The organism is Streptomyces violens (assembly GCF_000717745.1).
GTDB classification, from domain to species: Bacteria; Actinomycetota; Actinomycetes; order Streptomycetales; family Streptomycetaceae; genus Streptomyces; species Streptomyces violens.
In genome coordinates this window covers 133,989-160,010 of the sequence record NZ_JOBH01000002.1, presented here as the reverse complement: position 1 = coordinate 160,010, position 26,022 = coordinate 133,989, and the positions used below count along the sequence as shown (strand labels likewise).

Genomic DNA, 26,022 nt, shown 5'->3' with positions numbered 1-26,022 from the left:
TGACGGGTGGCGGCGGGCTGCGGGTTAACTCACTAGGTAGTTAATTGCAGCGATCCTCAATCCCCCGCAGGACACTGTCAAGACATCTGGCGGAAACAATTTCCGCACGTGGCGATGGGTGAGGGGCCGGTCACCCGGTCTCCGGGGGCGGTGTCACCCGGTCAGCGGGCGTGGTCGCCCGTCAGATAGCCGAGCACCATGTCGCCGAGCATCGTGCGGTAGTGCTCCCGGCGGTCCGCCGCCGTCAGGTCGCGCGCGAAGAGCGCGCCGAAGGTGTGCCGGTTGGCGACCCGGAAGAAGCAGAACGAGCTGATCATCGCGTGCAGGTCGATCGCGTCCACGTCCGCCGTGAACACGCCCTGCGCGCGGCCCTCGTCGAGAATCCGCCCGATCACCTCGATCGCGGGCGAGTTGAGCCGGCCGATCGTCTCCGAGGCGGTGATGTGCTCCGCCTCGTGGATGTTCTCGATGCTCACCAGGCGGATGAAGTCCGGGTGCGCCTCGTGGTGGTCGAAGGTGAGCTCGGCCAGCCGCCGGATGGCCGCCGCGGGATCCAGGTGCTCGACGTCCAGCTCCTGTTCCTGCTGCCTGATGCCCGCGTACGCGTGCTCCAGTACGGCCGTGAAGAGCTGCTCCTTGCTGCCGAAGTAGTAATAGATCATCCGCTTCGTGGTGTGGATGCGGGCCGCGATCTCATCCACCCGCGCTCCCGTGTACCCCTGCCGCGCGAACTCCTCCGTCGCGACCTTGAGGATCTCCGCCCGGGTCCGCGCCGCGTCGCGCTGCCGCCCTGCGGCACGGGCCGGCGGGTGAACGGCGGTCATACGGCTGGCTCCTCGCGAACGGTCCACTGGTCGGCCCAGTCTAGGCAGACCCCTCCGGTGTGTGGCGAGGGCCCCGGGCGGCCGTCCGTGACCCGTACGACTGATGCAGCGTCAGCTCGACGTGCGATCGCCACGCAACGTACGTACGGTGTGACGATGAGTGATGTGGCATGGCTGCAGTCCTCCCATTCGCACCGCCCGGCACACGTGCCCGACCTGCCGGGCGCGGGACCGGGACCGGGCCCTGACCGGCGGCTGGCGTGGCTCGACGCGCTGCGGGGCATCGGGGCGCTGATGGTCGCGCTGCACCATGCGGGGCCGCGCTATCTGCCCGAGCTGTCCGCCACCGTGCTGCGGTACGTCAACCCCGGTACGTACGGCGTCATCGTCTTCTTCCTGGTCAGCGGCTACATCATCCCGGCCTCCCTGGAGCGGAGCGGCTCGCTGCGCCGCTTCTGGGTCGGCCGGATCTGCCGCCTCTGCCCGCTGCTGTGCGTCGCGCTGGCGGCCACGGCGCTCCTCGTCCTGTGGGGACCGGGCAGGCTGCGCGAGGGGCTGGGGGAGCGCGACCCGCTGAGCGCCCTGGTCGCGCACGGGACGATGCTGCAGGACCTGCTCGGGGTGCCCAACGCGATCAATGTGCTGTGGACCCTCTCGTACGAGATGGTGTTCTACTTCCTGGTCGCGGCGCTCTTCGCGCTGCGACTGCACCGGCGCTCCGCGTCAATGGCCCTGGGCCTGGCCGCGCTCGGCATCGCGGCAGGCGGGATGCTGCCCGTCGCGGCGCTGTCGCGGGGGCTGGGCGGCACGACGGTGATCGCGGCGACCGCGCTCGGGGCGGCCGTCGCGCTGTGCGCCGTGGCCCTGGGGCGGGCGCCGTGGAACCGGGCCGGTGCGCTGCTCGGGGGCGCGCTGGCCGCGGTCCTGATCCTCTTCAACGGCCGCATCCCGCCCTGGCAGGGGATCGCGCTGCTGTCCCTGATGTTCACCGGGACCGTGCTGTACAGGATGGAGCGCGGGCAGCTCGGCAGGGCCGCCGGGCCGGCCGTGGCGGCCACCGTGCTCGCGGCCGCCGTGCTTTCCGCCGCGCTGCACATCGGATCCCGTCCGGACGCGGTCACGGGCGGCAGCAACCCGGAGTCCGCCGTGCGGATCTGGGCGGTCACGGCCGGGCTCGCGCTGCTGACCTTCGGCGCGGCGATGGCCCTGCGGCGGCACCGCGTACCGCGCTGGCTCGCCCACTGCGGCGTGCTCAGTTACTCGCTCTACCTCCTGCACCCGCTCGTCCTGGAGGTGTGCGACCTGGCCGTGCCGTGGCAGCAGCACGACACACCGCTGCTGATGGCCGCCTACCTCGCCCTGCTGCTGCCGCTGGCCATGCTCGCGCACCGGCTGGTCGAACTGCCGGGCCAGCGCGTGGGACGGGTACTCGCGGGACCGCTGGGCGGCCTTCCGCTGCCCCGGGGCGAGCAGCGCGGGGCGCGGCCGGCCGCGCTGGGGTGACGCGTGCGGTGACGCACCGTCGGCGGGGGCGCGCGAGGTGACGCACCGTCAGTGCCCGCGCGTCGCCGCGTCCAGATGCACCCGCAGCGCCGCGTTCACCGCGTCCGGCCGCTCGACCCCCGCCAGATGGGCGGCGCCCGCGACCTCGACGAGGGCCGCGCCGGGCACCCCGTCGGCGATCTCCCGGGCGTGCGCGGGCGGCGTCGCCGGGTCCTGGCGCCCGGCGACGACGAGCGTGCGCGCGGAAACCGACCACAGCTCGGACCGTACGTCGTAGCCGGCCAGCGCGTCGCAGCAGGCCGCGTACCCGGCCCGGTCCGCGGCGGCGAGATCGCCCAGCAGGGCGGTGCCGCGCGGGCCCGCGGCGGTACTGGGATCGGCGAACCAGCGGCCCGGCGTGGGCTGCAGCATCGCCGCCGTGCCGTGCTCGCGCACCGAAGCGGCGCGCTCCCGCCAGCCCGCCGGGTCGCCGAAGCGGGCCGAGGAGCAGATCATCGCGAGCGAGGCGAGCCGGTCGGTGTGATGCACCGCCAGATACGCGCCGATCGCGCCGCCGAGCGAGATCCCAGCGTAGTGGAACGTCCCCCAGCCGTGGTGCTCGGCCACGTCCAGCACGAGCCGGGCCAGATGGGCGACGGTCGTTCTGCCGGGCGTGGGGTCGGGCAGCACGCTCACGGGCGTACCGCCGTGGCCCGGCAGGTCGAAGCGGAGCACGCGGTGGGTGCGGGCGAGCTCGGCGAGCTGCGGCTCCCAGACGGCGAGCGAGGTGCCGAGGGAGGGCCCGAGGACGATTGGCGGCGCGTCCTCGGGGCCGTCCAGTACGTGATGGGGCAGCGACGTCACGCGCCCTCCTGAGTGTGCGTCGCGAGCAGCCGTACGGGCGCATCCGTACGCGCGACGATCTCCTCCGGCGGGACGCCCGGCGCCGTCTCCACCAGTACGAGACCGTCCTCCGTCACGTCCAGGACGCCGAGGTCGGTGATGATCCGGTGGACGCAGGCCCGGCCGGTCAGCGGCAGGGAGCAGTCCTCGACGATCTTCGGGCTGCCGTCCTTGGCGGTGTGGTCCATGACCACGACCACCCGGCGGGCGCCGTGCACGAGGTCCATCGCGCCGCCCATGCCCTTGACCATCTTCCCCGGGATCATCCAGTTGGCGAGGTCACCGCGGGCGGAGACCTGCATCGCGCCGAGGATCGCGGTGTCGATGTGGCCGCCGCGGATCATGCCGAAGGGGAGCGCGGAGTCGAAGAACGCCGCGCCGGGGAGGACCGTGACGGTCTCCTTGCCCGCGTTGATCAGGTCCGGGTCGACCTCGTCCTCGGCCGGGTACGGGCCGACGCCCAGCAGCCCGTTCTCGGACTGCAGCACCACGTCCACACCCTCGGGCAGATAGCTGGGCACCAGCGTGGGCAGCCCGATGCCGAGGTTCACATAGTCGCCGTCGCGCAGCTCGCCCGCGGCCCGCGCGGCCATCTCTTCCCTGGTCCAGCCCATCAGGCGCGCACCGTCCTTCGTTCGACCTGCTTGTCCGCCGCCTGAGCGGGCGTCAGCTCGACCACCCGTTGGACGAACACGCCCGGCAGATGCACCTCGTCCGGGTCCAGCACACCCGGCTCGACCAGCTCCTCCACCTCCGCGACGGTGACCTTGCCGGCCATCGCCGCGAGCGGGTTGAAGTTGCGCGCGGCCTTGTGGAAGACGAGGTTGCCGTGCCGGTCGCCCTTCGCGGCCCGGACGAGCGCGAAGTCGGTGGTGATGCCGCGCTCCAGCACGTACGGCATGCCGTCGAACTCGCGTACCTCCTTGGGCGGCGACGCCTTGGCCACGCCACCATCCGCCGCGTACCGCAGCGGCATGCCGCCGTCCGCGACGTCCGTGCCCACCCCGGCCGGGGTGAAGAACGCCGGGATGCCGCAGCCGCCGGCCCGCAGCCGCTCGGCGAGCGTGCCCTGCGGGGTGAGCTCCAGTTCCAGTTCCCCGGCGAGGTACTGGCGGGCGAACTCCTTGTTGTTGCCGACGTAGGAGCCGGTCACCCGGGCGATCCGGCCGGCGGCGAGCAGGATGCCCAGGCCGCCGCCGTCCACGCCGCAGTTGTTGGAGACCACGCGCAGCCCGCCGGCGCCGGTCTCGTACAGCGCCTGGATCAACACGTCGGGGACGCCGCTGAGCCCGAAACCGCCGACGGCGAACGAGGCGCCGTCCCTTACGTCCGCCACCGCTTCAGCGGCGGTGGCCACGACCTTGTCCATGGACCGCTCCGTCACGCGTTGATGTCGGAGGGGTGCACGGCCAGCGGCGTCACCTCTATGGACATGTACGGGAAGAGCGGCAGGCCCCAGAGGATGTCGTGCAGCTCGTCGTTGGATTCGACGTCGAAGATGCTGAGGTTGGAGTACTGGCCGACGCACCGCCAGATGTGCGGCCACTTCCCGGCCTTCTGGAGCTCCTGGGAGTACGCCTTCTCGCGGGCGATCGTGTCGGCCTTGACCTCGGGATCCAGGTCGGTGGGGATGTTCACGTCCATCTTCACTGCGAACAGCATGCTCAGACCTCCGCCCGGTCCATGACGAAGTTGTACGTGACCTCGTTGCCCGCGCCGCTCGCGGCGGGCTTCGGGTCGAGGATCAGCTCGGGCTTCACGGCCGAGGCGATGTCGTCCTCGACGTGGCTGCCGCCCTGGAAGTAGAGCTGCGTGGTGATGAGCTGGTGGCCGGGCGCGGACACCTTCAGGTGCAGGTGCGCGGGGCGCCAGGCGTGCCATCCGGCGGCGGCGATCAGCTTGCCGCAGGAGCCGTCGGTGGGGATCCGGTACGGCGCGGGCTGGATCGTGTGGATCTTGAAGTTGCCCTGGTCGTCGGCGACGACGGTGCCGCGCAGATTCCACTCCGGCAGATTCGGCGCGTACTGCGAGTACAGCCCGTCGTCGTCGGCGTGCCACATCTCCACGTGCGCGCCGGCCAGCGGCTTGCCCTCGACGTCGGTGACCTGCCCTTGGAAGAGGAGCGGGGTGCCCGCCTCGTTCTCGCGCATCGGCAGGGTCGTCTCCGCCTCGTGCTTCGGCGAGTCGGGGACGTAGTAGGGGCCCTCGATGGTGCCCTTGCTGCCCTCGCGGTTCTCGTTGGCGACCTCCTCGACGACATGCTCGATCCACACGTCGAGGAAGAGCGGCCACTCGCCGTCCTGGCCGACGCCGATCAGCCACGCCTTCAGCGCGTCGTACTCGGCGTAGGTGACCTTGTGGCGGCGGATGACGTCGTGGACCGCGGAAATGACCTCGGTGGCAAGGGCGTTGACGCGCTCCTGGCCGGCGTCGGCCTCGGACCGCTGCTTCTGCCGGAACGCCTCGGTGGCGGAGGCGCCGGACGCGGCGGCGGTTGCCTGAGTGGTGGTGTCAGTCATGGCTCTGCTCCTCTTGTCGTCCTCTTGTGGTTCAGCTGTCCTGTCGTTCAGCCGTCCTGGCGGTACCGGGCCAGCTTTTCCGGGTCCAGTTCGATGCCGAGTCCGGCGCTCTCGCGGACCCGCAGCGTGCCGTCCTCGATCCGCAGCGGCTCGGCCAGCAGGTCGTCGCTCATGTCGAGGAAGTTGGACAGCTCCCCGGCCCGACGGGACGTCAGCTCGTACGCCGATCCGAAGACCGCCGTGCACAACGTGCCGATCTGACCATCGATCTGATTGCCCATCACGACTTCGACACCCAGTCCCTCGCAGAGGTGGTGGACGCGCTGGGAGTACGTGAAGCCGGTACGGGCCGTCTTGATGCTGATGGCCGTCGCCGAGCCGCCGAGCAGCTCGCGGGTCACCTCGCCGGGGCGGGTGGCGCTCTCGTCGGCGACGAACGGGATGTCGGTGTGCGACACCAGCCAGCGGCGGCCCATGACGTCGTCGGCGGGGCACAGCTCCTCGGCGAGGGTGAGGTCCAGGCCGTCCATGGCGCGCAGCGCGCGGGCCGACTCCGACGCGGTCCAGCCGCGGTTGCCGTCGATGTACAGCTCCACCTCGTCGCCGAGCCCCTCGCGCAGCGCCCGGCACGCCTCGACGTCGAGCATGAAGGGACGACGGCCGACCTTCACCTTGAAGGTGGTGATGCCGTACGTGTCACGGATGCGCTGCGCCTCGGCGACCATCTGCTCCGGCGGCGCGAAGCCCACCATGTGCGAGACGCGCATCCGGTCGGTGCAGCCGCCGAGCAGTTCGGTGACGGGCAGGCCCACGGACTGTCCGATGATGTCCCAAAGTGCCATGTCCACGGCCGACTTGGCGGCGGGATTGCCGACCGTACGGTTCAGCCGGGCGTGCACGGCCTCGCGCGCCGTCGGGGCGAGGCCCAGGATCTGCGGCGCGAAGACTTTCTCGAGCACCGCGACGATGGACTCCTGGGTCTCGCCGTAGGTGAAGGGCCTCGGCGGCGCCTCGGCGGTGCCGGTCACTCCTTCGTCGGTGTGGATCCGTACGAGAACGTGCTCGGCGGCGTGCACTTCCCCGCTCGCGAAGCGGAGCGGTTTGGTGTACGGGATGGCGAACGGTATCGCCTCAACTGCGGTGATTTTCATGCGAGTCCTCAATGGGTGGTGCCGCGACGAAGACGTCGTGCGCCTCCAGGACGCCGATCAGCGTCTCCAGCAGGGGAGAGGCGTCTTTCTCGCGCCAGGCGAGGGCGAGTCCGACGGTCTCCGCGTCCCGGAGGGGCTTGAAGACGACGCCGTCGCGGGAGACCGAGCGGACGGAGTCGGGGAGCAGGGCGATCCCCAGGCCGGCGGCGACGAGCGCCAGCGCGGTCGAGGTCTCGGTGACATCGTGTGCGCAGTGCGGGTAGTAGCCCGCCGCGAGGCAGCTCCTGGTGACTGCGTCATTGACGACGGAGCGGGAGCTCGCCGCGTACATGATGAAGTTCTCGTGGCGCAGCTGACCGACCTCGGCGCTCTCCGCGTCGCTCAGCCAGTGGTCCTCGGGGACCGCCAGTACCAGCGGCTCCCGGGCGACCTCCCGGCAGACGATGCCCTCCTGGCGCACCGGCGGCCGGAGCATGCCCACGTCGAGGCGGTTCTCGCTGAGGGCCAGCTCCTGCGCCGGGGTCAGCAGCTCGGTGTGGATCTCCAGTGCCACCCCCGGCATCTCCTCCTTGACCAGCCGGGCGATCTCCGGGAGCTGCCTGTAGCAGGCGGTTCCGGTGAGGCCCAGCCGCAGAATGCCCTCCGCGCCCTTCGCGAAGCGGCGCACACGGGTGGTCGCCTCGTCGACGGACTGCAGGATGCGCACCGCGTCGGTACGGAAGACCTCGCCGGCCCCGGTCAGGGCCACCTGGCGGGTGGTACGGGTGAAGAGCTCGACCCCGAGATCCGCCTCGAGCTGCCGGATCGCCTGGGACAGCGGTGGCTGTGCCATGTGCAGGTTCTCCGCGGCCCGGCCGAAATGACGGGTCTCGGCGACGGCGACGAAATAGCGCAGGTGGCGCAGTTCCATGAGAGCCTCCTTGGCTGCTTTGCCGCCGGAATGCGGCTCATCGTAGGCAGCCGTTCTCAGACGAGAGAAATACTCATTTCCGGCCGATTGATATGCAAGGGATATGGATGAGGCCCTGGGTGAACCCTGGGGAAATGCCCGGGGTGGCGGCTTAACCGCCCTGTCATGGTGCTGAAAAGCGGACGTGAGCCCCAGGACGGGGGCCGTGCACGCAGGTTTGGAGGGACCATGACGCAGACGTCGGCCGGCACCCGGGCGATCCTGGACGACGCCCTGGTGGAGGACGAGGAGAACGGCATCCACCGGGCGCGCCGGAAGATCTTCACGGACGAGGAGATCTTCGAGCTGGAGATGAAGCACATCTTCGAGGGCAACTGGGTGTACCTCGCCCACGAGACGCAGATCCCCGAGGTCGGCGACTACTTCACGACGTACATCGGCCGCCAGCCCGTGGTGCTCTCGCGGAGCAAGGACGGCGAGCTCAACGCCCTGATCAACGCCTGCAGCCACCGCGGCGCGATGCTCTGCCGCCGCAAGACGGACAACCGCACCACCTTCACCTGTCCGTTCCACGGCTGGACCTTCAACAACTCCGGCAAGCTGCTGAAGGTCAAGGACGGCCGCGGCGCCGGCTACCCGGAGCAGTTCAACAAGGACGGCTCGCACGACCTGACGAAGGTCGCCCGCTTCGAGAACTACCGCGGCTTCCTCTTCGGCAGCCTCAACCCGGACGTCCTGCCGCTCACCGAGCACCTCGGCGAGGCCGCCAAGATCATCGACATGATCGTGGACCAGTCCCCGGAGGGCCTGGAGGTGCTGCGCGGCTCCTCCACCTACACCTACGACGGCAACTGGAAGGTCCAGGCGGAGAACGGCGCCGACGGCTACCACGTCTCCGCCACCCACTGGAACTACGCGGCCACCACGGCCCGCCGTTCCTCCGGCGAGTCCGCCAACGACACCAAGAACATGGACGCCGGCAGCTGGGCCCGCCAGAAGGGCGGCTACTACTCCTTCGAGCACGGCCATCTGCTGCTGTGGACCCGCTGGGAGGACCCCTCCAACCGCTCGCTGAACGAGCGCCGGGACGAGCTGGTCGCGGAGTTCGGCGAGGACAAGGCCGACTGGATGATCGAGTACTCGCGCAATCTCTGCCTGTACCCGAACGTCTATCTGATGGACCAGTTCAGCTCCCAGATCCGGCACTTCCGCCCGATCTCCGTGGACAGAACCGAGGTCACCATCTACTGCATCGCCCCCAAGGGCGAGAGCGCCGAGGCCCGCGCCAACCGCATCCGCCAGTACGAGGACTTCTTCAACGCCACCGGCATGGCCACCCCGGACGACTTGGAGGAGTTCCGCTCCTGCCAGAAGACCTACCTGGCCGAGGCCGCGCCCTGGAACGACCTCAGCCGCGGCGTCGCCCACAGGATCGAGGGCCCGGACGAGGACGCCAAGAAGCTCGGCATCCACCCCATCGCCAGCGGCGCGCGCACCGAGGACGAGACCCTCTACCCGATCCAGCACGGCTACTGGCTGGACACCATGCGCCGCGCGGTGGCGGCCGAGGACGGAGCGACGGCATGACGACCACCACTGACATCTCGGTTGAGGACATCCGCCAGTTCCTCTACCGCGAAGCCCGCTACCTCGACGACCGCGAGTTCGAGAAGTGGCTGGAGTGCTACCACCCGGACGTCGAATTCTGGATGCCGGCCTGGGCGGACGACGACGAGCTGACCCGCGATCCCCAGACCGAGATTTCCCTCATCTACTACGCCAACCGCGGCGGCCTGGAGGACCGGGTCTTCCGCATCCGCACGGACCGCTCCAGCGCCACCAGCCTCCCCGAGCCGCGCACCGGCCACCACATCGCCAACGTGGAGGTCGCCGAGCGCCGCGGCGCCGAGATCGACGTCCGCTTCAACTGGCACACGCTGTACTACCGCTACCAGAACATCGACCCGTACTTCGGGACGTCGTTCTACACCATCGACTTCTCGGGCGAGACCCCACTGATCAGGAAGAAGAAGGTCGTTCTGAAGAACGACTGCATTCATCACGTGGTCGACATCTACCACATCTGATCATCCGCCCTTCCCCCCGAAGCGAGTTCACCATGAGCACTTATCAGGTCGCCCTGGCCTTCGAAGACGGCATCACGCGGTTCGTCACCTGCGGACCGGACGAAACCGTCGCCGACGCCTCGTACAAGGCACGTATCAACATCCCCCTCGACTGCCGCGACGGCGCCTGCGGCACCTGCAAGTCCCTCTGCGAGAGCGGAAGTTACGACGGCGGCGACTACATCGAGGAGGCGCTGACCGACGAGGAGGCCGCGCAGGGGTACGCGCTGCCCTGTCAGATGACCCCGCAGAGCGACCTGGTGCTCCGCATCCCCACCACGTCGGACGCCGCGAAGACGGCGGCCGTCAGCCATCGGGCCACCCTCGTCGGGCTGGAGCACCTTTCCGAGACGACCGTCGCCTTCACGCTGGAACTCGATGACCGCGACGCGCTGGCCTTCCTTCCCGGCCAGTACGTCAATGTCGCCGTGCCCGGCACGGACGTCACCCGGTCGTACTCGTTCAGCAACGGGCCCGCCGAGGGGCTGGTCTCCTTCCTCGTCCGCCTCACCGAGGACGGCGCGATGTCGGGCTATCTGCGCGACCGTGCCGAGATCGGCGACCGCCTCGAATTCACCGGCCCGATGGGCAGTTTCTATCTGCGTGAACTCACGCGGCCCGCCTTGCTGCTGGCGGGCGGCACCGGACTCGCCCCGCTGCTTTCGATGCTGGAGAAGCTGACCACACAGCCGCCCGGGCACCCCGTCCACCTGGTGTACGGCGTCTCGTCCGAGCGCGATCTGGTCCGCCTGGAGACGCTCGCCGATTACGCCGCGGTGATCCCCGGATTCACCTACGACACCTGCGTGAAGGAGTACGTCACCGAGCGGCTGGAGCCGAAGCACCTCCACGACGGTGACGTGGACGTGTACGTATGCGGGCCGCCGCCCATGGTCGAAGGCGTACGCGACCACCTCCGGCGGCAGGGCGTCACACCCGCCAACTTCCACAACGAGAAGTTCGCTCCTACCGGAGCCAGTGACCTCGTCGGCGCCGCCCGATGACGCACTTCCCCGGCCGGTTCGCCGGCAAGAAGGCCGTGGTCACCGGTGCGGCCCAGGGCATCGGCGAGTGTGTGGCGCGCCGGCTGGCCGCCGAGGGCGCCGAGGTCGCGCTCGTGGACCGCTCCGAACTGGTCCTGGAGCTGGCCGAAGAGCTCGGCAAGGGGGGCGCCCACGGAGTCACCGCCGACCTGGAGCAGTACGAAGGCGCCGAGCGGGCCGTCAGCGAGGCGCACCGGGCGCTCGGCGGCCGGATCGACGTCCTGGTCAACAACGTCGGCGGCACCATCTGGGCCAGGCCCTACGAGCACTACACGCCCGAGCAGATCCGGGCCGAGGTGCAGCGCTCGCTCGTCCCGACGCTGTGGACCTGCCACGCGGTGCTCCCGCACCTGATCGCACAGCGCTCCGGCACGATCGTGAACGTCTCCTCGGTGGCCACCCGCGGCGTCAACCGCGTCCCGTACGCCGCGGCCAAGGGCGGCGTCAACGGCATCACCTCCGCGCTGGCGCTGGAGGCAGCCCCGTACGGCATCCGCGTCGTCGCCACCGCGCCCGGCGGCACCGACGCACCGCCCCGCCGGGTGGCCCGCGGCCCCGCGGCGGCCGACGAGCAGGAACGCGCCTGGTACCAGCAGATCGTCGACCAGACCGTGGAGTCCTCCCTGCTCAAGCGGTACGGGAAGCTTGAGGAGCAGGCCGCCGCGATCTGTTTCCTGGCCTCCGACGAGGCGTCCTACATCACCGGTTCCGTGCTGCCGGTGGCCGGTGGCGACCAGGGATGAGGGCTGTGCGCGGCCGCTAAGGTGAAAACCGATGGACGATCACAGCGGCGCGAGCCCCCTTCCGGACGGCGCCCGCGAGACGGGCCGGCGGGGCCCCGCCGGCCGGCAGGCCGAGCTGGCAGCCCTGGACCGCCTGCTGGCCGCCGCCCGCGCCGGGCACCCCTCGATCGTCCTGGTCGAGGGGGCGTCCGGCATGGGCAAGACGGCCCTCGTCGACCACTTCTTGGCAGGGCAGCAGGCGGTCCGCGTCCACCGCGCGAACGGCGTCCGCTGGGAGAACGGCCTGGACCTCGGCGTCGCGGAACAGCTCGCCAAGGCCGCGGGCGGCACGCTCGTACCGGAACGCGACCCGGTGGCCGCGGGCCACCGCCTCCACGAGATCTGGAACGAGCGACGCGGCCAGGACGCCCTGGTCGTCGTCATCGACGACGCCCACTGGGCGGACGCCGCCTCGCTGCGCGCCGCCGCCTCCGCCGTCCGCCGGATGTCCACCGAGCAGGTCCTGGTCGTCCTGCTGGCCGCCGACGACCGGCTGCACCAGCTCCCCGTCGACGTACTGGACTTCCTCGCCGCGTGCCGGGACAGCGCGCTGCGCCTCGGCCCGCTCACCCCCGAGGACGTGCAGGGCCTCGCCTGGAGCGCCGCCCGGATCGACCTCTCGCTCGCCGCGGCGCGCATCCTGTGCCGCCACACCCGCGGCAACCCGCTGCACATCACCGACCTGCTGCAGGAAGTACCGCCCGGCATCTGGCGGGACTGGCAGCCGGCCCTGCCCGCGCCGCGGCGGTACGCCTCGGCCGTGCAGCGCCACCTCGACGGCTGCGGTGACCGGGCCCGTACCCTCATCGAGGCATGCGCGGCGCTGGGGGAGTCGGTGCCGTTCGCGGAGGCCGCCGAGCTGTCCGGCGTCGCGGACCCGCTCGCCGCCGTCGACGAGGCCTGCGCCGCCGGGCTGCTGACCCGCACCGACGGCCCCGGGCTCACCCTCCTCACCTTCCCGCACCCCCTCGTACGGGCCGCCGTGCACGGCGCGCTCGGCCTCGTCGAACGCGGCGACCTGCACCGGCGCGCCGCCGGGACCGTCGAGGACCACGGCCGCCGCCTGATGCACCGCGTCGCCGCGACCCCCGCCGCCGACGCCGAGCTCGCCGACGACCTGGACCGCTTCGCCGCCGACCGGGCCGCCGAGGGCGCCTGGTCCCAGGTGGCCGGCGCGCTGGTCGCCGCCAGCCGGCTCAGCCCGGCCCGCGCCACCCGCAGGGACCGGCTGCTGCGCGCCGTGGACGCGCTGGTCGGGGCGGGGGACCGGCCGCAGGCCGAGACGTTCGCCGCCGAACTGGAGAGCTTCCCACCCACCGCCCAGCGCGACTCCGTACTCGGCTATCTGGCGATCACCCGCGGCCGGCCCGAAGAGGCCGAGGTGTATCTGACGCACGCCTGGGAACGCTGCGACCCGGCCCGCCGGCCCGAGCTCGCCGCCGCCATCTGCCAGCGCCGGGTCCTGCACTCGCTCGGCCGCGCACACCCCGCCGAGCTCGTCCACTGGGCACGCAAGGCCGTCGACCTGGTCGGCCCGATGGAGCCCTCGGCCGTGGAATCGGAGGCCATTCTCGGCCTCGGGCTGGCCGCCATGGGCCGCCCCGAGGAGGCCGCACACGCCTACGACGACGTCCTCGCGCGGATCTCCAGCGGTGCCCAGTCCCAGCGCGTGCAGATGGGCCGCGGCTGGATGGACCTGGCACTGGACGACCCGGAGGCGGCCCGGTGCGAGCTGGAGGGTGCCGTGCCGACCGGCATCCGCGGCGGCTCGCTGCGGATCTCCCTGTGGGCGCAGGCCTGGCTCGCCCGTACCCAGTTCGCGCTCGGCGCCTGGTCCGACGCGCTGCGGACCGCCGACCGGGCCGCCGCCCAGGTCTCCGAGGCCCGCATGGAGCTGCTGCGTCCGCTCGTGCACTGGACCGGCGCCCAGATCCACGCGCTGCGCGGCAACTGGCCCACCGCCTACCACCACGCCCGCCAGGCCACCGCCGACATGCAGCACTACGAGGCGATGGTGGTACCCGCCTGCCTGGCCCGCGCCCAGGTCGCCGAGGCCCGCGGCCAGTACGAACGGGTCACCGCGGCGCTGGAGCCCGTCCTGCGGCTGCGGCACCGCGAGGGCATCGACGAGCCCGGCTTCTGGCCCTGGCAGGACGTCTACGCCAACGCGCTGGTGATGACCAACCGGGTGCCCGAGGCCGATGCCTTCCTGCGGCCCTTCGAGGAGCTGGCCGCCGACCGCGGCCACTGCTCCACGATGGCGAGGCTCGGTTACGTACGCGGCCGGATCGCCGGCACCGAGGGCGACCTGGACGCGGCGCGCGCCCACTTCGAAGGCGCGCTGGCCCACCTGGAGCAGCTGCCGCTGCCGTACGACCGGGCGCGGGTGAACTACGCGTACGGGCAGACGCTGCGCCGCGCGGGCAAGCGCAAGGAGGCGGACGCGCTGCTGCAGAACGCCCGGGAGGCTTACGTGCTGCTCGGCGCGCGCACGTATGTCGAGCGCTGCGAGCGGGAGCTGCAGGCGGGCGGGCTGAAACGGGGCGGCGCGGAGGACTTCTCCCGGCTCACCGCACAGGAGCGGGCGGTGGCCCGGCTGGTCGCGCGCGGGATGAGCAATGGCCAGGTCGCCTCGGAGCTGTTCCTGTCGGTGAAGACCGTGCAGTACCACCTGACGCATGTGTACGCGAAGGTCGGGGTGCGGTCGCGGGGAGAGCTCGCGGCGGTGTTCCGCGACTCCTGACCTTGTGGACGGTATTCGTACAAAAATTCGAACACGGCGTACGCTGAATGCATGTCCACGCATCTGCAGAGCTCGCTCTTCGCCGCGGCCGACGAGACCGGACTCGGCCCGCTGGACGGCATCGCACGCACGGACCTCGGGCTCGGCGCCTGGATCGACGTGCTGCCCGGCTGGCTGACCGGCGCCGACGCGGTCTTCGACGAGCTCGTCGGCACCGTCCCCTGGCATGCCGAGCGGCGCCAGATGTACGAGCGCGTCGTCGACGTCCCCCGGCTGCTGTGCCACTACGGCGAGGACGAGGAGCTCCCGCACCCGGTGCTCGCCGAGGCTCGCGACGCGCTCAGCGCGCACTACGCCGCCGAGCTCGGCGAACCGTTCCGCACGGCCGGGCTCTGCTACTACCGCGACGGCGAGGACAGCGTCGCCTGGCACGGCGACCGCATCGGCCGCGGCCGTACCCAGGACACCATGGTCGCGATCGTCTCCGTAGGTGAGCCGCGGTCGCTGCTGCTGCGACCCCGGGACGGCGGCGGAGCCACCGTCCGCCGCCCCCTCGGGCACGGCGACCTGATCGTCATGGGCGGCTCCTGCCAGCGCACCTGGGACCACGCCATCCCCAAAACGGCCCGCCCGGTCGGCCCCCGCATCAGCGTCCAGTTCCGCCCCCGCGGCGTCCGCTGAGGGCCCCGCACACATGCTCGGGCCGCGTCTTGTGGTCCCGCCCCACATCGGTACCGCACCGCGCGCTGCCTAAGGTGGCGCCCATGAGCGCCACCTCCACTCCAGGCACCGACGTCGCAGGCCCCGACCTCGGGGGCCGCACCGCACTCGTCACCGGCGCGGCCAGTGGCATCGGCGCCGCCTGCGCACTGCGGCTGGCCGCGGCCGGCGCCACCGTCCGCGCGCTCGACCGGGACGCCGACGGGCTCGCCCGACTCGCGAAGCAGGCGTCGGACCTGCCCGGCACGCTCCAGCAGATCACCCTCGACATCACCGACCTCGACGCCGCCGAGGAGACCGCCGCCGGCGCCGACATCCTCGTCAACAACGCGGGAATCCAGCTCGTCCGCCCCATCGAGGACTTCCCGCCCGACGTCTTCGCGACCGTACTGAAGGTCATGCTGGAGGCCCCCTTCCGCCTGGTGCGCGGCGCGCTGCCGCACATGTACGAGCAAGGCTGGGGCCGCATCGTCAACATCTCCTCCGTGCACGGCCTGCGCGCCTCGCCCTACAAGTCCGCCTACGTCGCCGCCAAGCACGGCCTGGAGGGACTCTCCAAGGTGGCCGCCCTGGAGGGCGCCGAGCACGGCGTCACCTCCAACTGCGTCAACCCCGGCTACGTCCGCACCCCGCTCGTCGAAAAGCAGCTCGCCGACCAGGCCGAGGCACACGGCATCCCCGCCGAGCGGGTGCTCACCGAGGTCCTGCTCGCCGACTCCGCCGTGAAACGGCTGGTCGAGCCGGCCGAGGTCGCCGACGCCGTCGCGTACCTCTGCAGCCCCCAGGCATCGTTCATCACCGGCACCTCGCTGGCCATGGACGGCGGATGGACGGCGCACTGACCTCGGGGGAAGCCGCCTCCGGCGCTGGCGCACTGCGGCGTACCGGAGGTATCCCTAGGTCCATGCCACCTCAGCAGCCCGCCGAGCCGTCCGCCGAACCGGCCGAGACCCCCTTCCTCGACCTGCTCGCCACCGGCGCGCCCGCCGAGGACTTCGAACGCGCGGTACTGCGCGCCCGCGCCGCCGGCGCCTCCGCCGAGCGGCTGGCCGCCCTGGAACACGCCAAGCTGCTCGCACTGCGCGTCCGCACCGAGCTGGAGGGCCGGCGCCGCCGCGAGGCCGAGCTGTCCGCGCTGTACGAGACCGCGCATGACCTGGCCGGACTGCGCGACCTGGACGCCGTGCTGCGGGCCATCGTCCAGCGGGCCCGCTCCCTGCTCGGCACCGAGACCGCGTACATGACCCTCAACGACCCCGTCGAGGGCGACACGTACATGCGGGTCACCGACGGCTCGGTCTCAGCCCGCTTCCAGCAGCTGCGACTGGGCATGGGGGAGGGGCTCGGCGGCCTGGTCGCGCAGACCGCCCGCCCCTACGTCACCGACAGCTACTTCGACGACCCGCGCTTCCAGCACACCCGGGCGATCGACACCGGCGTACGGGACGAGGGGCTGGTCGCCATCCTCGGCGTACCGCTCAAGCTCGGCAGCGGCGTCATCGGCGTACTCTTCGCCGCCGACCGCCGCGTCCGCGTCTTCGACCACGCCGAGATCGCGCTGCTCTCCGCGCACGCCGCACACGCGGCCGTCGCCATCGACACCGCCAACCTGCTCGCCGAGACCCGCAAGGCGATGACCGAGCTGGAGGCCGCCAACGAGATCATCCGTGACCGCAGCGGCGTCATCGAGCGCGCGTCGGAGGTTCACGACCGGCTCGCGGAGCTGGTGCTGCGCGGTGGCGGAGTACAGGACGTGGCCGCGGCCGTCGCCGAAGTACTCGACGGAACAGTGGAGTTCACCGACGCGGAGCGGGTACCGGCCGACGCCCTGGACCGCTCCCGCGCCGACGGCCACGCCGTGCGCGACGGCGACGACTGGGTCGCCGCCGTCCGCTCCGGCAGCGAGGTGCTCGGCGCCCTCGTACTGCGCGGCCACCCCCGCCTGGACCCCGTCGACCAGCGCACCCTGGAACGCGCCGCCATGGTCACCTCCCTCCTGCTGCTCGCCCACCGCACCGCGGGCGAGGCCGAGCAGCGGGTACGCGGCGAACTCCTCGACGACCTGCTGGAAGCCCCGGACCGCGACCCGCGGCTGCTGCGCGAGCGCGCGGCGCGGGTCGCCGCCGATCTGGACGTACCGCATGTGGTGTTCGCGGCTCGTGTGGAGGATCCGTCGTGCGAGGGGCCGGTCCCGGCTGACGGCGCGGTCCGGGCCGGTGGCCCCGGGGCCACCGCCCGGCAGCGGCTGTGGTCAGCGGCCTCCCACCTGGCCGCGACCCGGCAGGGGCTGGCCGCTGCCCGGGACGCGGGCGTGGTCCTGCTGCTGCCGCTGGACCGGGACGGCGATGCGGGCGGCGGCGAGCCGGGCGAGGCTGCCAGGCGGGTCGCCCGCCAGCTCGGCGCCGCCGTCCAGGCCCCGGTCACCGTCGGTGCCTCTGCGCCCGTACCGGCCCCGGCCGCGGAGCCTGCCGCAGTCGCCGCCGCCTATGCGCAGGCCCGCCGCTGCCGGGAGGCGCTGCGGGTCCTCGGCCGCGCCGGGCAGGGCGCCGCCGCCGAGGACTTCGGCTTCCTCGGGTTGCTGCTGGCCGACGGCCGGGACGTGGACGGCTTCGTCCGCCGCACGCTCGGCGAGGTCGCCGACTACGACGCGCGCCGCGGCACGGAGCTGCTGCGCACGCTGCGCGCGTACTTCGACAGCGGGATGAGCCCGGCCCGTACGAAGGACGCCCTCCACGTACACGTCAACACGGTCGCCCAACGCCTGGACCGCATCGGCCGGCTGCTGGGGCCGGACTGGCAGTCGCCGTCCCGGGCGCTGGAGATTCAATTGGCTTTGCGGTTGCATCAGTTGTCTGCGGCACTCGGAGACTGAGCGGCCAGCACTGCCGCGAGGCCCTCTCGCAGATCCTTGACGAAATACTCGGGAACCTCCAGCGACGGGAAATGTCCGCCGGCTTCGGGCAACCCCCACCGCACGATCTGCCGGTACCGCTCCTGTGCCCAGGGGCGCGGACACTTCTCGACGTCGCGGGGATAGGCACTGATTGCAGACGGGACGTCGACCCGGAGTTCGGGGTCCAGCGAGTTGTGGCTTTCGTAGTAAATACGGGCCGCCGATGCGCCGGACCGCGTCAGCCAGTACAGAGTGACGTTGTCCAGAATGCGATCCTTGGAAATCGTCTCGAACGGGCTGTCTTCGGTGTCCGACCACTCGGCGAACTTGTCAAGGATCCAGGCAAGTAGCCCGACCGGCGAATCGACGAGCGAGTAGCCGATGGTCTGCGGTCGGGTCGCCTGCAGCTTCGCGTACGCCGCGCGGTGACGCCAGAAGTGGCGGGTGTCCTCGACCCACTCGCGCTCGGCCGCCGTCAGCCCGTCCGTCGTCAACCCGGGCGGCCCCTCCGCGAACGTCGTGTGGATGCCGAGAACGTGGGCCGGGAACCTGCCGCCGAGAACCGTGGTGATATTCCCTCCCCAGTCACCGCCATGCGCGAGGAACTTGCTGTAGCCGAGCCTTCCCATCAGCTCCACCCAGGCGGCCGCGATCTTTTCGGTTCCCCACCCGGTGGTGGCCGGCTTGTCGCTGTAGCCAAATCCCGGCAGCGACGGGACCACGACGTGGAACGCCGGCGCGTCCGCATCTTTCGGATCCGCCAGCTCGTCCACTACATCGATGAACCGGACAATGCTGTCCGGCCAACCGTGCGTCAAGAGCAGAGGAGTGGCATCCGCGCGCGCGGACCGGCGGTGCAGGAAGTGGATTCCCAGATCATCAATGGTCGTGCGGAACTGGCCGATGCGGTTGATGCGCTCCTCGAACGACCGCCAGTTGTACCCGGTGCGCCAGTAGTTCACGACATCGACGAGGTCGGCGAGCGGAACGCCCTGTTCCCATCGGCGAGGGCCGGGCGCGGCGCGATGGACCGTCTCGGCCTCCGGTAGCCGCGCCGCGGCCAGTCGCGCGCGCAGATCGTCGAGGTCGGCGTCGGTCGCGTGGGCTTCAAATGCTTGCACGTCGCTGGTCGGGCGGGGCATGAGACCTCCTGGCCGTCGCGGAACCGGCTACGACCCATCGTGAACCGGCTAAGGCGGTTCTAGCAGTTCCCCGAGTCGCGTCGCAACCGGCTAAGGTGGTTCCATGCGTGCTGCGTTCCCTGACTTCCGCCTCGGTAATGTGCTGGCGACCAGCTTCACGGGGACTCTGTCGGAGCGTCATGGCGACGCCGTGGAGCGCATTCCCGTGCCGCACCGACTCGTCGACTGGCTGGCAGTGAACGGCCTCGCAGTGGATTCCTGCACCGCTGCCCAGCTCGACCGCGCCCGGGAACTGAGGGAGGCGATTCATGCCGCCGCGACAGCGGCCGCGACCCAGGACGCTCTCCCTGTGTCTGCTGTCCAAGTCATCAATGACTGCAGCGCTCAGGGTCGGGCCGCGGCGATCCTGACGCCCGACGGTGAGCGACGATGGCGGCTCGGCTCGGCTTCCTGCGTGGAGGATGCCCTCGGCGTGATCGCCGCCGACGCGATCAGCATCATCGCGGGCGAACGAGACGGAAAACTGGCCCTGTGTGCCTCACCCACCTGCCGAGCCGCCTTCTTCGACACCAGTCAAAGTCGCACTCGCAAATGGTGCGACATGAACACGTGCGGGAATCGTCAGAAGAAAGCGCGCTTCAATGCCAATCAGCGCAAAAAACCCGGATCGGTGGAGTGAGCGTCAGCTCGGTACGTCCAAGCCCTCCTTCGCCGCCGAGGGCTCCGGCTCGATCGCCGACAAGTCCCGCTGCCGGGTCTCCTTCGCCGCGTACAGCGCGATCAGCGTCAGCACCGCCGCGCCCATGACGTACAGGGAGATCGGCGTGGAACTGCCGTAGTCCGCCAGCAGCGCGGTGGCGATCAGCGGCGCCGGCGCGCCTGCCGCGACCGATGAGAACTGGGCGCCGATCGACGCGCCCGAGTACCGCATCCGCGTCGCGAACATCTCCGCGAAGAAGGCCGCCTGCGGCGCGTACATCGCCCCGTGGAAGACCAGCCCGACACTCACCGCGAGCAGCAGTAGCCCGAAGTTCCGGCTGTCGACCAGGGCGAAGAAGGGGAATGCCCAGGCCGCCACGCCCAGCGCCCCGATGAGGTACACCGGGCGACGCCCGATCCGGTCCGAGAGCGCGCCCCACGCCGGGATCACCGCGAAGTGCAGTACGGAGGCGAGCAGTACGGCGTTGAGCGCGGTCTGCTGGGACAGCCCGGAGTGGGACGTGGCGTAGACCAGGACGAACGCCGTGATCACGTAGTACGAGATGTTCTCGGCCATCCGCGCGCCCATCGCGATCAGCACGTCCCGCCAGTGGTGCCGCAGGACCGCGACCAGCGGCAGCTTCTCGGCCGCCCGCTCCTCGCCCTTGCGGGCCGCCGCCTGCGCCAGCGCCGCCTTGAACACCGGCGACTCGTCCACCGACAGCCGGATCCACAGTCCGACCAGCACGAGAACGCCGGACAGCAGGAACGGGATCCGCCAACCCCACGACACGAACGCCGCGTCCGGGAGGAGCGCGGTCAGCGCCGCCAGCACCCCGGTCGCCAGCAGCTGCCCGGCCGGCGCGCCCGTCTGCGGCCAGGACGCCCAGAAGCCGCGCCGCCGCGCGTCCCCGTGCTCGCTGACCAGCAGCACGGCGCCGCCCCACTCGCCGCCCAGCGCGAAGCCCTGGACCAGCCGCAGCAGCGTCAGCAGCAGCGGCGCCGCCGAGCCGACCGTGGCGTGCGTGGGCAGCAGCCCGATCGCGAACGTCGCCCCGCCCATCATCAGCAGGCTCAGCACCAGCAGCTTCTTGCGGCCGAGCTTGTCGCCGTAGTGGCCGAAGACCAGCGCGCCGATGGGCCGAGCGACGAACCCGACCGCGTACGTCAGGAACGACAGCAGCGTCCCCACCAGCGGATCGGACTCCGGGAAGAACAGCTTGTTGAAGACCAGCGCGGCGGCCGACCCGTAGAGGAAGAAGTCGTACCACTCGACGGTGGTGCCGATCAGGCTGGCGGCGACGATGCGCCGCAGGCCGGCGGGGGTGGGTGGAACGTGCGCTGTGGCGGACATGGTCTCACTCCGGACCGGGAAGGCGGACGGGGAAGGCGGTGCGATGTCGCCACACGGTAGGAAGCCCTGCCCACGCCGCGTATGTGGCCGCGCCCCACACTTCCCGGCCGGGGTGTGCGGCCCGCGGCCATGCCGGGCAGCACGCCCGGGAGCGCGGGGTGTTCGCCCGCGTACCGCTGGGCGAGTGACAATGCGAGGGACACCCGCCCCTTCCGGTCGCACAGGCGATGCCGCGGGGTGAGCCTGGAAGGGGACGGTATCCGCGTACGGCTCGAACAGGAAGGTTGCACAGTGGACAGCGCGCACCAGGAGACGCAGGCGGAACACGCGCAGGAGGTCACGGTCGAGTGCAGCGGATGCAGGCCGGAGGACGCAGCGGCCATCTTCGGCGCGCTGCGGACGTCCTTCGCCTCCGACCGCGAGGCAGACGACGTGCCGCACGAGACGTCCGGGGCGGGACCGAGCGTGTGGACCGCGACCTTCGAGGTGAAGCGCCCCCGCGACATGCCGGGCCCCACCCCGCTCTCGGCCCCCTGCACGATCTCGCTGCAGGGCGGCTACCAGGCGGTGGACGAGCTGCGGAAGGCGTTGCTGCCCGCCTTCGTCGTGTCGGTCGCCGGCACGGCGGCGGGTGACCAGGAGGAGGAGGTCCAGCTGCGCCTGGAGAGCCGCTAGGACCCTAGGACCGTGCAGAGGGTGCGGACCGGGCCGGCCGACGGGCGAAGAAGTTCATCGCCGTCAGCGTCAGCACCGGCTCGCCCCGCTGGTTGAGCACCTCGATCCCCGTCCGCACGATGCCCCGGTCCGGCTTGGACCGGGACACTCGTGCGTCCAGGATCGTCGTACGGATCGACAGCGCGTCCCCCGGCCGCACCGGCTGTACCCAGCGCAGTTCGTCCACCCCGGGCGACGCCAGGCTCGCCACCTTGCTCACGAAGTGATCGGCGTAGAGCCGCATCATCACCGCACTCGTGTGCCAGCCACTCGCGATCAGCCCCTTGAAGGGCCCGTCCGCCGCCGCCTCGGGGTCCGTGTGAAAGCTCTGCGGGTCGAACCGCCGCGCGAAGTCGAGGATCTCCTCCTCGCTGAGCACGACGCTCCCGTACGTGTACACAGCGCCCGGCACGTAGTCCTCGAAGTACCGCTCGGTGCTCGGCGCCGCGAAGTCCGCCCCACCCGTAACCGTCGTTGTCATGCGAGCACGGTATGACGCTACTGACGGCCCTGTCAGGCGAGTCGCGTGACAGGGCCGTCGGTCAACTGCCGCTCACTCCTTGCGGTAGGAGTACGCCTCCCCGGCGGCCGCGGCCACCGCGTCCAGGTCCGCGCCGGCCGACGCGGTGACCACCGCGGCCACCGCGCCCTCCACGAACGGCGCGTCCACCAGGCGGGAGCCCTCGGGCAGTTCGTCACCCTCCGCGAGCAGCGCCTTGACCGTCAGGACGGCGCTGCCCAGGTCCACCAGGACCGCCACGCCCGCGCCGCGGTCGACCGTACGGGCCGCCTCGGTGATCAGCTCGGCGCTGGTCCCGAGGCCGCCGTCGGGCGTGCCGCCCGCCGCAGCGACCGGTGCCTTCGCGCCGCCGCCCGCCAGCCCCACGGCCAGCTCGGCGACCGACTCGGCCACGGGCCCGCTGTGCGAGACCAGCACGATGCCGACCAGCGACTCCGCGCTCATGCCGTCACCTCCGCGAGCGCCGCGAACAACAACGCCGAGGATGTCGCCCCCGGGTCCTGGTGTCCCTTGCTGCGCTCGCCCAGGTAACTGGCCCGGCCCTTGCGTGCCTGCAGCGGCGTGGTGTCCACCGCGCCCTTTTCGGCGGCCTCGGCGGCGGCCGCGAACGACGTGCCCAGCGCCTCGACCGCCGGGTCCAGTGCGTCCAGCATCGTCTTGTCGCCCACCGCGGAGCCGCCGAGCTGCGCGACCGCGTCGACCCCGCCGCGCAGCGCGGCGCGGAGCTCCTCGGCGGTCACGCCGGGCGCGTCGCCCAGCGTCTTGCCCGTACGGCGCAGCAGCGTCCCGTACAGCGGCCCCGAGGCGCCGCCCACGGTCGAGATCAACTGCCGCCCCGCCGTGGTCAGTACGGCACCGGGCGTCACCGGCGGCTCGGCTTCCAGGGCCTTGGCGACGGCGGTGAAGCCGCGCTGCAGATTGCTGCCGTGGTCGGCGTCGCCGATGGGGGAGTCCAGCTCGGTGAGGCGCTCGGCCTCCCGGTCCACCAGGGCGGCGGCAGCCTGCATCCAGCGGACGAAGAGCGCGGCGTCAAGGGCCGTTTCGGTCACGTGCTGCTCCTGAGATCGCGGTACGAGTGGGAGTACGAGTACAGGTGGAAGTACGAGTACGGGTGTGGGGTACGGGAAGTCGTCGGTCGTCCGGGCGTCATCGATACGGGCAGGTCAGCGCCCCCACCGTAGCCCGGGCGTCTGCACCGGCGCGTCCCACAGGCGCAGCGTCTCCTCATCCGCCTGACACAACGTCACCGAGGCGCCCGCCATGTCCAGCGATGTGACGTAGTTGCCGACGAGCGTACGGGCCACCGGCACACCGCGCTCGCCGAGCACCCGGTGCACCTCCGCGTTGAACCCGTACAGCTCCAGCAGCGGCGTCGCGCCCATCCCGTTGACCAGCGCCAGCACCGGCCCCGCCGGCCGCCAGTCGTCCAGGATCGCGCCGACAGCCGCGTCCGCGATCTCCCCGGAGGTCATCATCGGCCGCCGCTCCCGCCCCGGCTCGCCGTGGATCCCGATCCCCAACTCCAGCTCACCGGCGGGCAGATCGAACGTCGGGCTGCCCTTCGACGGCGTCGTACAGGCGCTCAGCGCGACCCCGAAACTCCGCGAGTTCTCCACCACCTGACGGGCGATCGCCTCGACCCGCTCCAGCGGCTGCCCCTCCTCGGCCGCCGCACCGGCCACCTTCTCCACGAACAGCGTCGCTCCCGTCCCACGCCGCCCCGCCGTGAACGTCGAGTCCGTCACCGCCACGTCGTCATTGACGAGCACGCTGGCGACCTGCACGCCCTCGTCCTCCGCCAGCTCCGCCGCCATCTGGAAGTTCAGCACGTCACCGGTGTAGTTCTTCACGAGGAACAGCACGCCCTGACCGCTGTCCACGGCCGCCGCGGCGCGCACCATCTGATCCGGTACGGGAGAGGTGAACACCTCGCCCGGACACGCCGCGTCCAGCATTCCGGGCCCGACGAATCCCCCGTGCAGCGGCTCGTGCCCGCTCCCGCCGCCGGACACCAGCGCGACCTTCCCCGCCACCGGCGCGTCCCGCCGCACGACCACCCGGCCCTCGACATCCACCACCAGCTCCGGATGTGCAGCGCCCATCCCCCGCAAAGCGTCCGTAACCACACTCTCCGGCACGTTCATCAGCATCTTCACGGGTACCTCCTGGTGAGACTAACAGCAAGGCCTCTGAGCAGTGTTTCCGCTGGTCGCGGTGGGTATGCCCAGTTCTCGATCTTGGCGGTTCCTGGCGGTCCTGAGCGGCTTCCAGCGGGTCTGATGCTGACTTTCCTGACTGGGTGTCAGGCCGGATAGCTGCCCAGAGTGAGCCCCCGCTGGAAGGCCCCGCCCCAGTATCGGCCGAGCGGCGATCGAGGTCACGGATCACGTCGAAAGGTGTTCACCCGAGGATCGGTACCTCGGGACGCCTATGAGACATCTGAACGGCCTCATTGGTTGTCATGCCGCTGGCATAGGCAACGCCGCCGTCACTGACGGTGACGTCGAGAGGGTCCAGCGCAACACCGCGAGCGATGCATCAACCGCCTCAAGCGGTGGCGCGGCCTGGCCACGTGATGCGACAAACTCGCCATCGCCTACCAGGCCGCACTCCACCTCGCCGCCATCCTCATTTGGGCACGACGACGAGCACGGACACAGAACCTAGTCGTCGGCGGACCACCACGCAGCACGCACGCGCAGTGATCCGGTGTCAGTGCAGCCGGCCCCGTTGACGACTTCCTCCCGGTCGAGGCTCCAGCCCACGACGCCGTTTCCCTTGCGGCCCAGCTCGATGAGCCGCTGTCCGCTGGTCTCCGTTCCGTCCTGCACCTGACACTCCAGGACGGACGTCCACGCCCGCCCGTCGACCGCCACCCCCACGGCGAGCAGCGGCAGCACCACGATGGTCAGCGCCGCGGCCGCCCACTGCTCGTAGCGGGCCGCGCGCCACAGCCACCCCGGCGGACGGTAGTTGCTGTCGTGGTGCCGGCGCCCGCGTCGCCCGGTCCGGTACTCGACGACGACCCCTTCCCGCAGCACGAACGCCACGAGCCCCGCCCCAAGGCCCCACCACACCCCATAGCAGCAGGCGGCGATCACTCCGACGGCCAGCGGATTGACCACGGTCAGCGCGAGCCGCCGCAGCGTGTGCACGAATCCGCCGCTCTTGGGCACGGCCCCACGTGCCGCGAACAGAGCGAACACAACACGCGAGACGACGACCGCGCAGACGCACCCCAGCAACGGCTCGGTCAGCACCATGCCGAGCAGCACGTCGGGCCAGTTGGCGGGCTCCATGCCGACGACGACGTCCCGCACGTGGTCGCGCCCGCCGACCGTGTACGCGATCTTCAGCGCCGGAACGGCCAGCGCGAGGGCAAGCAGAACGGTATGCCCGGGGCCGCCCTTGCGGTCGACGGACCGGGCCTGTTCCTGATCCCGGCCCTGTGTGCGGTCCTGGTCGTGATCCGGGTGGGGCATGAGGGCACTGAAGCA

26 protein-coding genes are annotated in these 26,022 nt (G+C 71.3%); 11 read left to right on the top strand and 15 right to left on the bottom strand.

Translation table 11 applies throughout. The features are described 5' to 3' along the window. Positions 1–161: 161 nt before the first annotated feature. The gene (locus tag IF04_RS0104015; protein WP_030250917.1) at positions 162–824 is read right to left on the bottom strand and encodes a TetR/AcrR family transcriptional regulator; all 663 of its coding nucleotides are present in this window, start codon (positions 822–824) and stop codon (positions 162–164) included. Positions 825–980: 156 nt separating this feature from the next. Between IF04_RS0104015 and IF04_RS0104010 the strand changes: the two genes are divergently transcribed. Next, on the top strand, positions 981–2,327 hold the full coding sequence (locus IF04_RS0104010; RefSeq protein WP_078599815.1) for an acyltransferase family protein: 1,347 nt from the start codon (positions 981–983) through the stop codon (positions 2,325–2,327). A 48-nt stretch (positions 2,328–2,375) separates the two neighbouring features. Here the strand turns inward: IF04_RS0104010 and IF04_RS0104005 are convergent, their stop codons facing one another. Genes IF04_RS0104005 through IF04_RS0103975 form a run of 7 tightly spaced genes read right to left on the bottom strand, consistent with a single transcriptional unit; the run spans position 2,376 to position 7,789 of the window. Next, complete coding sequence (locus IF04_RS0104005; protein ID WP_051830667.1) at positions 2,376–3,170, bottom strand: alpha/beta fold hydrolase; 795 nt, start codon at positions 3,168–3,170, stop codon at positions 2,376–2,378. Then, a complete protein-coding gene (locus tag IF04_RS0104000) occupies positions 3,167–3,823 on the bottom strand; it encodes a CoA transferase subunit B (RefSeq protein WP_030250907.1) in 657 nt (218 codons plus the stop codon). Before IF04_RS0104000 ends, IF04_RS0104005 begins: the two co-directional genes overlap by 4 nt. Continuing rightward, on the bottom strand, positions 3,823–4,578 hold the full coding sequence (locus IF04_RS0103995) for a CoA transferase subunit A (protein WP_030250903.1): 756 nt from the start codon (positions 4,576–4,578) through the stop codon (positions 3,823–3,825). The genes IF04_RS0104000 and IF04_RS0103995 overlap by 1 nt, the downstream gene beginning before the upstream one ends. 11 nt (positions 4,579–4,589) lie before the next feature. Continuing rightward, positions 4,590–4,871: a muconolactone Delta-isomerase gene (gene catC / locus IF04_RS0103990; protein WP_030250900.1), complete on the bottom strand. Its 282-nt coding sequence runs from the start codon at positions 4,869–4,871 to the stop codon at positions 4,590–4,592. A 2-nt stretch (positions 4,872–4,873) separates the two neighbouring features. Further along, positions 4,874–5,728 carry a catechol 1,2-dioxygenase gene (catA, locus tag IF04_RS0103985; protein ID WP_030250897.1) on the bottom strand — a complete coding sequence of 285 codons (855 nt, stop codon included), beginning with the start codon at positions 5,726–5,728 and terminating at the stop codon, positions 4,874–4,876. A gap of 47 nt (positions 5,729–5,775) precedes the next feature. Beyond that, complete coding sequence (locus IF04_RS0103980; protein ID WP_030250894.1) at positions 5,776–6,879, bottom strand: mandelate racemase/muconate lactonizing enzyme family protein; 1,104 nt, start codon at positions 6,877–6,879, stop codon at positions 5,776–5,778. After that, positions 6,860–7,789 (bottom strand): LysR substrate-binding domain-containing protein, encoded by a 930-nt coding sequence (locus IF04_RS0103975; RefSeq protein WP_030250891.1) that lies wholly within the window; start codon positions 7,787–7,789, stop codon positions 6,860–6,862. The genes IF04_RS0103980 and IF04_RS0103975 overlap by 20 nt, the downstream gene beginning before the upstream one ends. Positions 7,790–8,017: 228 nt before the next feature. Here IF04_RS0103975 and benA point away from each other — a divergent pair, with 228 nt between their 5' ends. From benA to IF04_RS0103935, 8 genes are all read left to right on the top strand, one after another. Further along, positions 8,018–9,376: a benzoate 1,2-dioxygenase large subunit gene (benA, locus tag IF04_RS0103970; RefSeq protein WP_030250888.1), complete on the top strand. Its 1,359-nt coding sequence runs from the start codon at positions 8,018–8,020 to the stop codon at positions 9,374–9,376. Next, complete coding sequence (gene benB, locus IF04_RS0103965) at positions 9,373–9,876, top strand: benzoate 1,2-dioxygenase small subunit (RefSeq protein ID WP_030250885.1); 504 nt, start codon at positions 9,373–9,375, stop codon at positions 9,874–9,876. The genes benA and benB overlap by 4 nt, the downstream gene beginning before the upstream one ends. Before the next feature lie 32 nt (positions 9,877–9,908). Beyond that, positions 9,909–10,919, top strand: a complete 1,011-nt coding sequence (gene benC, locus IF04_RS0103960) for a benzoate 1,2-dioxygenase electron transfer component BenC (protein WP_030250882.1) — start codon at positions 9,909–9,911, stop codon at positions 10,917–10,919. Beyond that, positions 10,916–11,701: a 1,6-dihydroxycyclohexa-2,4-diene-1-carboxylate dehydrogenase gene (locus IF04_RS0103955; protein ID WP_030250878.1), complete on the top strand. Its 786-nt coding sequence runs from the start codon at positions 10,916–10,918 to the stop codon at positions 11,699–11,701. Before benC ends, IF04_RS0103955 begins: the two co-directional genes overlap by 4 nt. A gap of 31 nt (positions 11,702–11,732) precedes the next feature. Further along, positions 11,733–14,483, top strand: a complete 2,751-nt coding sequence (locus IF04_RS0103950) for a helix-turn-helix transcriptional regulator (protein ID WP_078599813.1) — start codon at positions 11,733–11,735, stop codon at positions 14,481–14,483. A 51-nt stretch (positions 14,484–14,534) separates the two neighbouring features. Continuing rightward, the gene (locus tag IF04_RS0103945) at positions 14,535–15,164 is read left to right on the top strand and encodes an alpha-ketoglutarate-dependent dioxygenase AlkB (protein WP_030250874.1); all 630 of its coding nucleotides are present in this window, start codon (positions 14,535–14,537) and stop codon (positions 15,162–15,164) included. Positions 15,165–15,247: 83 nt separating this feature from the next. Further along, complete coding sequence (locus tag IF04_RS0103940; protein ID WP_030250871.1) at positions 15,248–16,045, top strand: 3-hydroxybutyrate dehydrogenase; 798 nt, start codon at positions 15,248–15,250, stop codon at positions 16,043–16,045. Between the two features lie 62 nt (positions 16,046–16,107). Beyond that, positions 16,108–18,075 (top strand): helix-turn-helix domain-containing protein, encoded by a 1,968-nt coding sequence (locus tag IF04_RS0103935; RefSeq protein WP_037958246.1) that lies wholly within the window; start codon positions 16,108–16,110, stop codon positions 18,073–18,075. On the opposite strand, the gene IF04_RS0103930 is transcribed toward IF04_RS0103935, so the two are convergent. Continuing rightward, a complete protein-coding gene (locus IF04_RS0103930) occupies positions 18,048–19,238 on the bottom strand; it encodes an epoxide hydrolase family protein (protein WP_030250865.1) in 1,191 nt (396 codons plus the stop codon). The two genes, IF04_RS0103935 and IF04_RS0103930, sit on opposite strands and share 28 nt — an antisense overlap. 103 nt (positions 19,239–19,341) lie before the next feature. On the opposite strand from IF04_RS0103930, the gene IF04_RS0103925 reads away from it, so the two are divergent. Beyond that, positions 19,342–19,917: a CGNR zinc finger domain-containing protein gene (locus IF04_RS0103925; protein WP_030250861.1), complete on the top strand. Its 576-nt coding sequence runs from the start codon at positions 19,342–19,344 to the stop codon at positions 19,915–19,917. Positions 19,918–19,920: 3 nt separating this feature from the next. Here the strand turns inward: IF04_RS0103925 and IF04_RS0103920 are convergent, their stop codons facing one another. Next, positions 19,921–21,291, bottom strand: a complete 1,371-nt coding sequence (locus IF04_RS0103920) for an MFS transporter (protein ID WP_030250859.1) — start codon at positions 21,289–21,291, stop codon at positions 19,921–19,923. 291 nt (positions 21,292–21,582) lie between these two features. Between IF04_RS0103920 and IF04_RS0103915 the strand changes: the two genes are divergently transcribed. Further along, entirely contained in the window at positions 21,583–21,966 is a 384-nt protein-coding gene (locus tag IF04_RS0103915; RefSeq protein ID WP_030250856.1) for a hypothetical protein, read from the top strand. Positions 21,967–21,970: 4 nt separating this feature from the next. On the opposite strand, the gene IF04_RS0103910 is transcribed toward IF04_RS0103915, so the two are convergent. The 5 genes from IF04_RS0103910 to IF04_RS0103890 all read right to left on the bottom strand — a co-directional run bounded on the left by IF04_RS0103910 (position 21,971) and on the right by IF04_RS0103890 (position 26,007). Continuing rightward, positions 21,971–22,486, bottom strand: coding sequence for a MaoC family dehydratase (locus IF04_RS0103910; protein ID WP_030250854.1), 516 nt, complete (start codon positions 22,484–22,486; stop codon positions 21,971–21,973). Positions 22,487–22,558: 72 nt separating this feature from the next. Beyond that, positions 22,559–22,969: a PTS-dependent dihydroxyacetone kinase phosphotransferase subunit DhaM gene (locus IF04_RS0103905; RefSeq protein ID WP_030250853.1), complete on the bottom strand. Its 411-nt coding sequence runs from the start codon at positions 22,967–22,969 to the stop codon at positions 22,559–22,561. Next, the gene (gene dhaL / locus IF04_RS0103900; RefSeq protein WP_030250852.1) at positions 22,966–23,532 is read right to left on the bottom strand and encodes a dihydroxyacetone kinase subunit DhaL; all 567 of its coding nucleotides are present in this window, start codon (positions 23,530–23,532) and stop codon (positions 22,966–22,968) included. Before dhaL ends, IF04_RS0103905 begins: the two co-directional genes overlap by 4 nt. Before the next feature lie 156 nt (positions 23,533–23,688). After that, entirely contained in the window at positions 23,689–24,681 is a 993-nt protein-coding gene (gene dhaK, locus IF04_RS0103895; protein ID WP_030250851.1) for a dihydroxyacetone kinase subunit DhaK, read from the bottom strand. A gap of 507 nt (positions 24,682–25,188) precedes the next feature. Further along, positions 25,189–26,007: a hypothetical protein gene (locus IF04_RS0103890; protein ID WP_030250850.1), complete on the bottom strand. Its 819-nt coding sequence runs from the start codon at positions 26,005–26,007 to the stop codon at positions 25,189–25,191. Positions 26,008–26,022: the final 15 nt, after the last annotated feature.

Excerpts from the sequence above, each read along its gene's own strand:
- IF04_RS0104015 (WP_030250917.1), bottom strand. The coding sequence starts at position 824 with ATGACCGCCGTTCACCCGCCGGCCCGTGCCGCAGGGCGGCAGCGCGAC.
- IF04_RS0104010 (WP_078599815.1), top strand. The coding sequence starts at position 981 with ATGAGTGATGTGGCATGGCTGCAGTCCTCCCATTCGCACCGCCCGGCA.
- IF04_RS0104000 (WP_030250907.1), bottom strand. The coding sequence starts at position 3,823 with ATGGGCTGGACCAGGGAAGAGATGGCCGCGCGGGCCGCGGGCGAGCTG.
- IF04_RS0103995 (WP_030250903.1), bottom strand. The coding sequence starts at position 4,578 with ATGGACAAGGTCGTGGCCACCGCCGCTGAAGCGGTGGCGGACGTAAGG.
- catC (WP_030250900.1), bottom strand. The coding sequence starts at position 4,871 with ATGCTGTTCGCAGTGAAGATGGACGTGAACATCCCCACCGACCTGGAT.
- catA (WP_030250897.1), bottom strand. The coding sequence starts at position 5,728 with ATGACTGACACCACCACTCAGGCAACCGCCGCCGCGTCCGGCGCCTCC.
- IF04_RS0103980 (WP_030250894.1), bottom strand. The coding sequence starts at position 6,879 with ATGAAAATCACCGCAGTTGAGGCGATACCGTTCGCCATCCCGTACACC.
- IF04_RS0103975 (WP_030250891.1), bottom strand. The coding sequence starts at position 7,789 with ATGGAACTGCGCCACCTGCGCTATTTCGTCGCCGTCGCCGAGACCCGT.
- benA (WP_030250888.1), top strand. The coding sequence starts at position 8,018 with ATGACGCAGACGTCGGCCGGCACCCGGGCGATCCTGGACGACGCCCTG.
- benB (WP_030250885.1), top strand. The coding sequence starts at position 9,373 with ATGACGACCACCACTGACATCTCGGTTGAGGACATCCGCCAGTTCCTC.
- benC (WP_030250882.1), top strand. The coding sequence starts at position 9,909 with ATGAGCACTTATCAGGTCGCCCTGGCCTTCGAAGACGGCATCACGCGG.
- IF04_RS0103955 (WP_030250878.1), top strand. The coding sequence starts at position 10,916 with ATGACGCACTTCCCCGGCCGGTTCGCCGGCAAGAAGGCCGTGGTCACC.
- IF04_RS0103950 (WP_078599813.1), top strand. The coding sequence starts at position 11,733 with ATGGACGATCACAGCGGCGCGAGCCCCCTTCCGGACGGCGCCCGCGAG.
- IF04_RS0103945 (WP_030250874.1), top strand. The coding sequence starts at position 14,535 with ATGTCCACGCATCTGCAGAGCTCGCTCTTCGCCGCGGCCGACGAGACC.
- IF04_RS0103940 (WP_030250871.1), top strand. The coding sequence starts at position 15,248 with ATGAGCGCCACCTCCACTCCAGGCACCGACGTCGCAGGCCCCGACCTC.
- IF04_RS0103935 (WP_037958246.1), top strand. The coding sequence starts at position 16,108 with ATGCCACCTCAGCAGCCCGCCGAGCCGTCCGCCGAACCGGCCGAGACC.
- IF04_RS0103930 (WP_030250865.1), bottom strand. The coding sequence starts at position 19,238 with ATGCCCCGCCCGACCAGCGACGTGCAAGCATTTGAAGCCCACGCGACC.
- IF04_RS0103925 (WP_030250861.1), top strand. The coding sequence starts at position 19,342 with ATGCGTGCTGCGTTCCCTGACTTCCGCCTCGGTAATGTGCTGGCGACC.
- IF04_RS0103920 (WP_030250859.1), bottom strand. The coding sequence starts at position 21,291 with ATGTCCGCCACAGCGCACGTTCCACCCACCCCCGCCGGCCTGCGGCGC.
- IF04_RS0103910 (WP_030250854.1), bottom strand. The coding sequence starts at position 22,486 with ATGACAACGACGGTTACGGGTGGGGCGGACTTCGCGGCGCCGAGCACC.
- IF04_RS0103905 (WP_030250853.1), bottom strand. The coding sequence starts at position 22,969 with ATGAGCGCGGAGTCGCTGGTCGGCATCGTGCTGGTCTCGCACAGCGGG.
- dhaL (WP_030250852.1), bottom strand. The coding sequence starts at position 23,532 with ATGCAGGCTGCCGCCGCCCTGGTGGACCGGGAGGCCGAGCGCCTCACC.
- IF04_RS0103890 (WP_030250850.1), bottom strand. The coding sequence starts at position 26,007 with ATGCCCCACCCGGATCACGACCAGGACCGCACACAGGGCCGGGATCAG.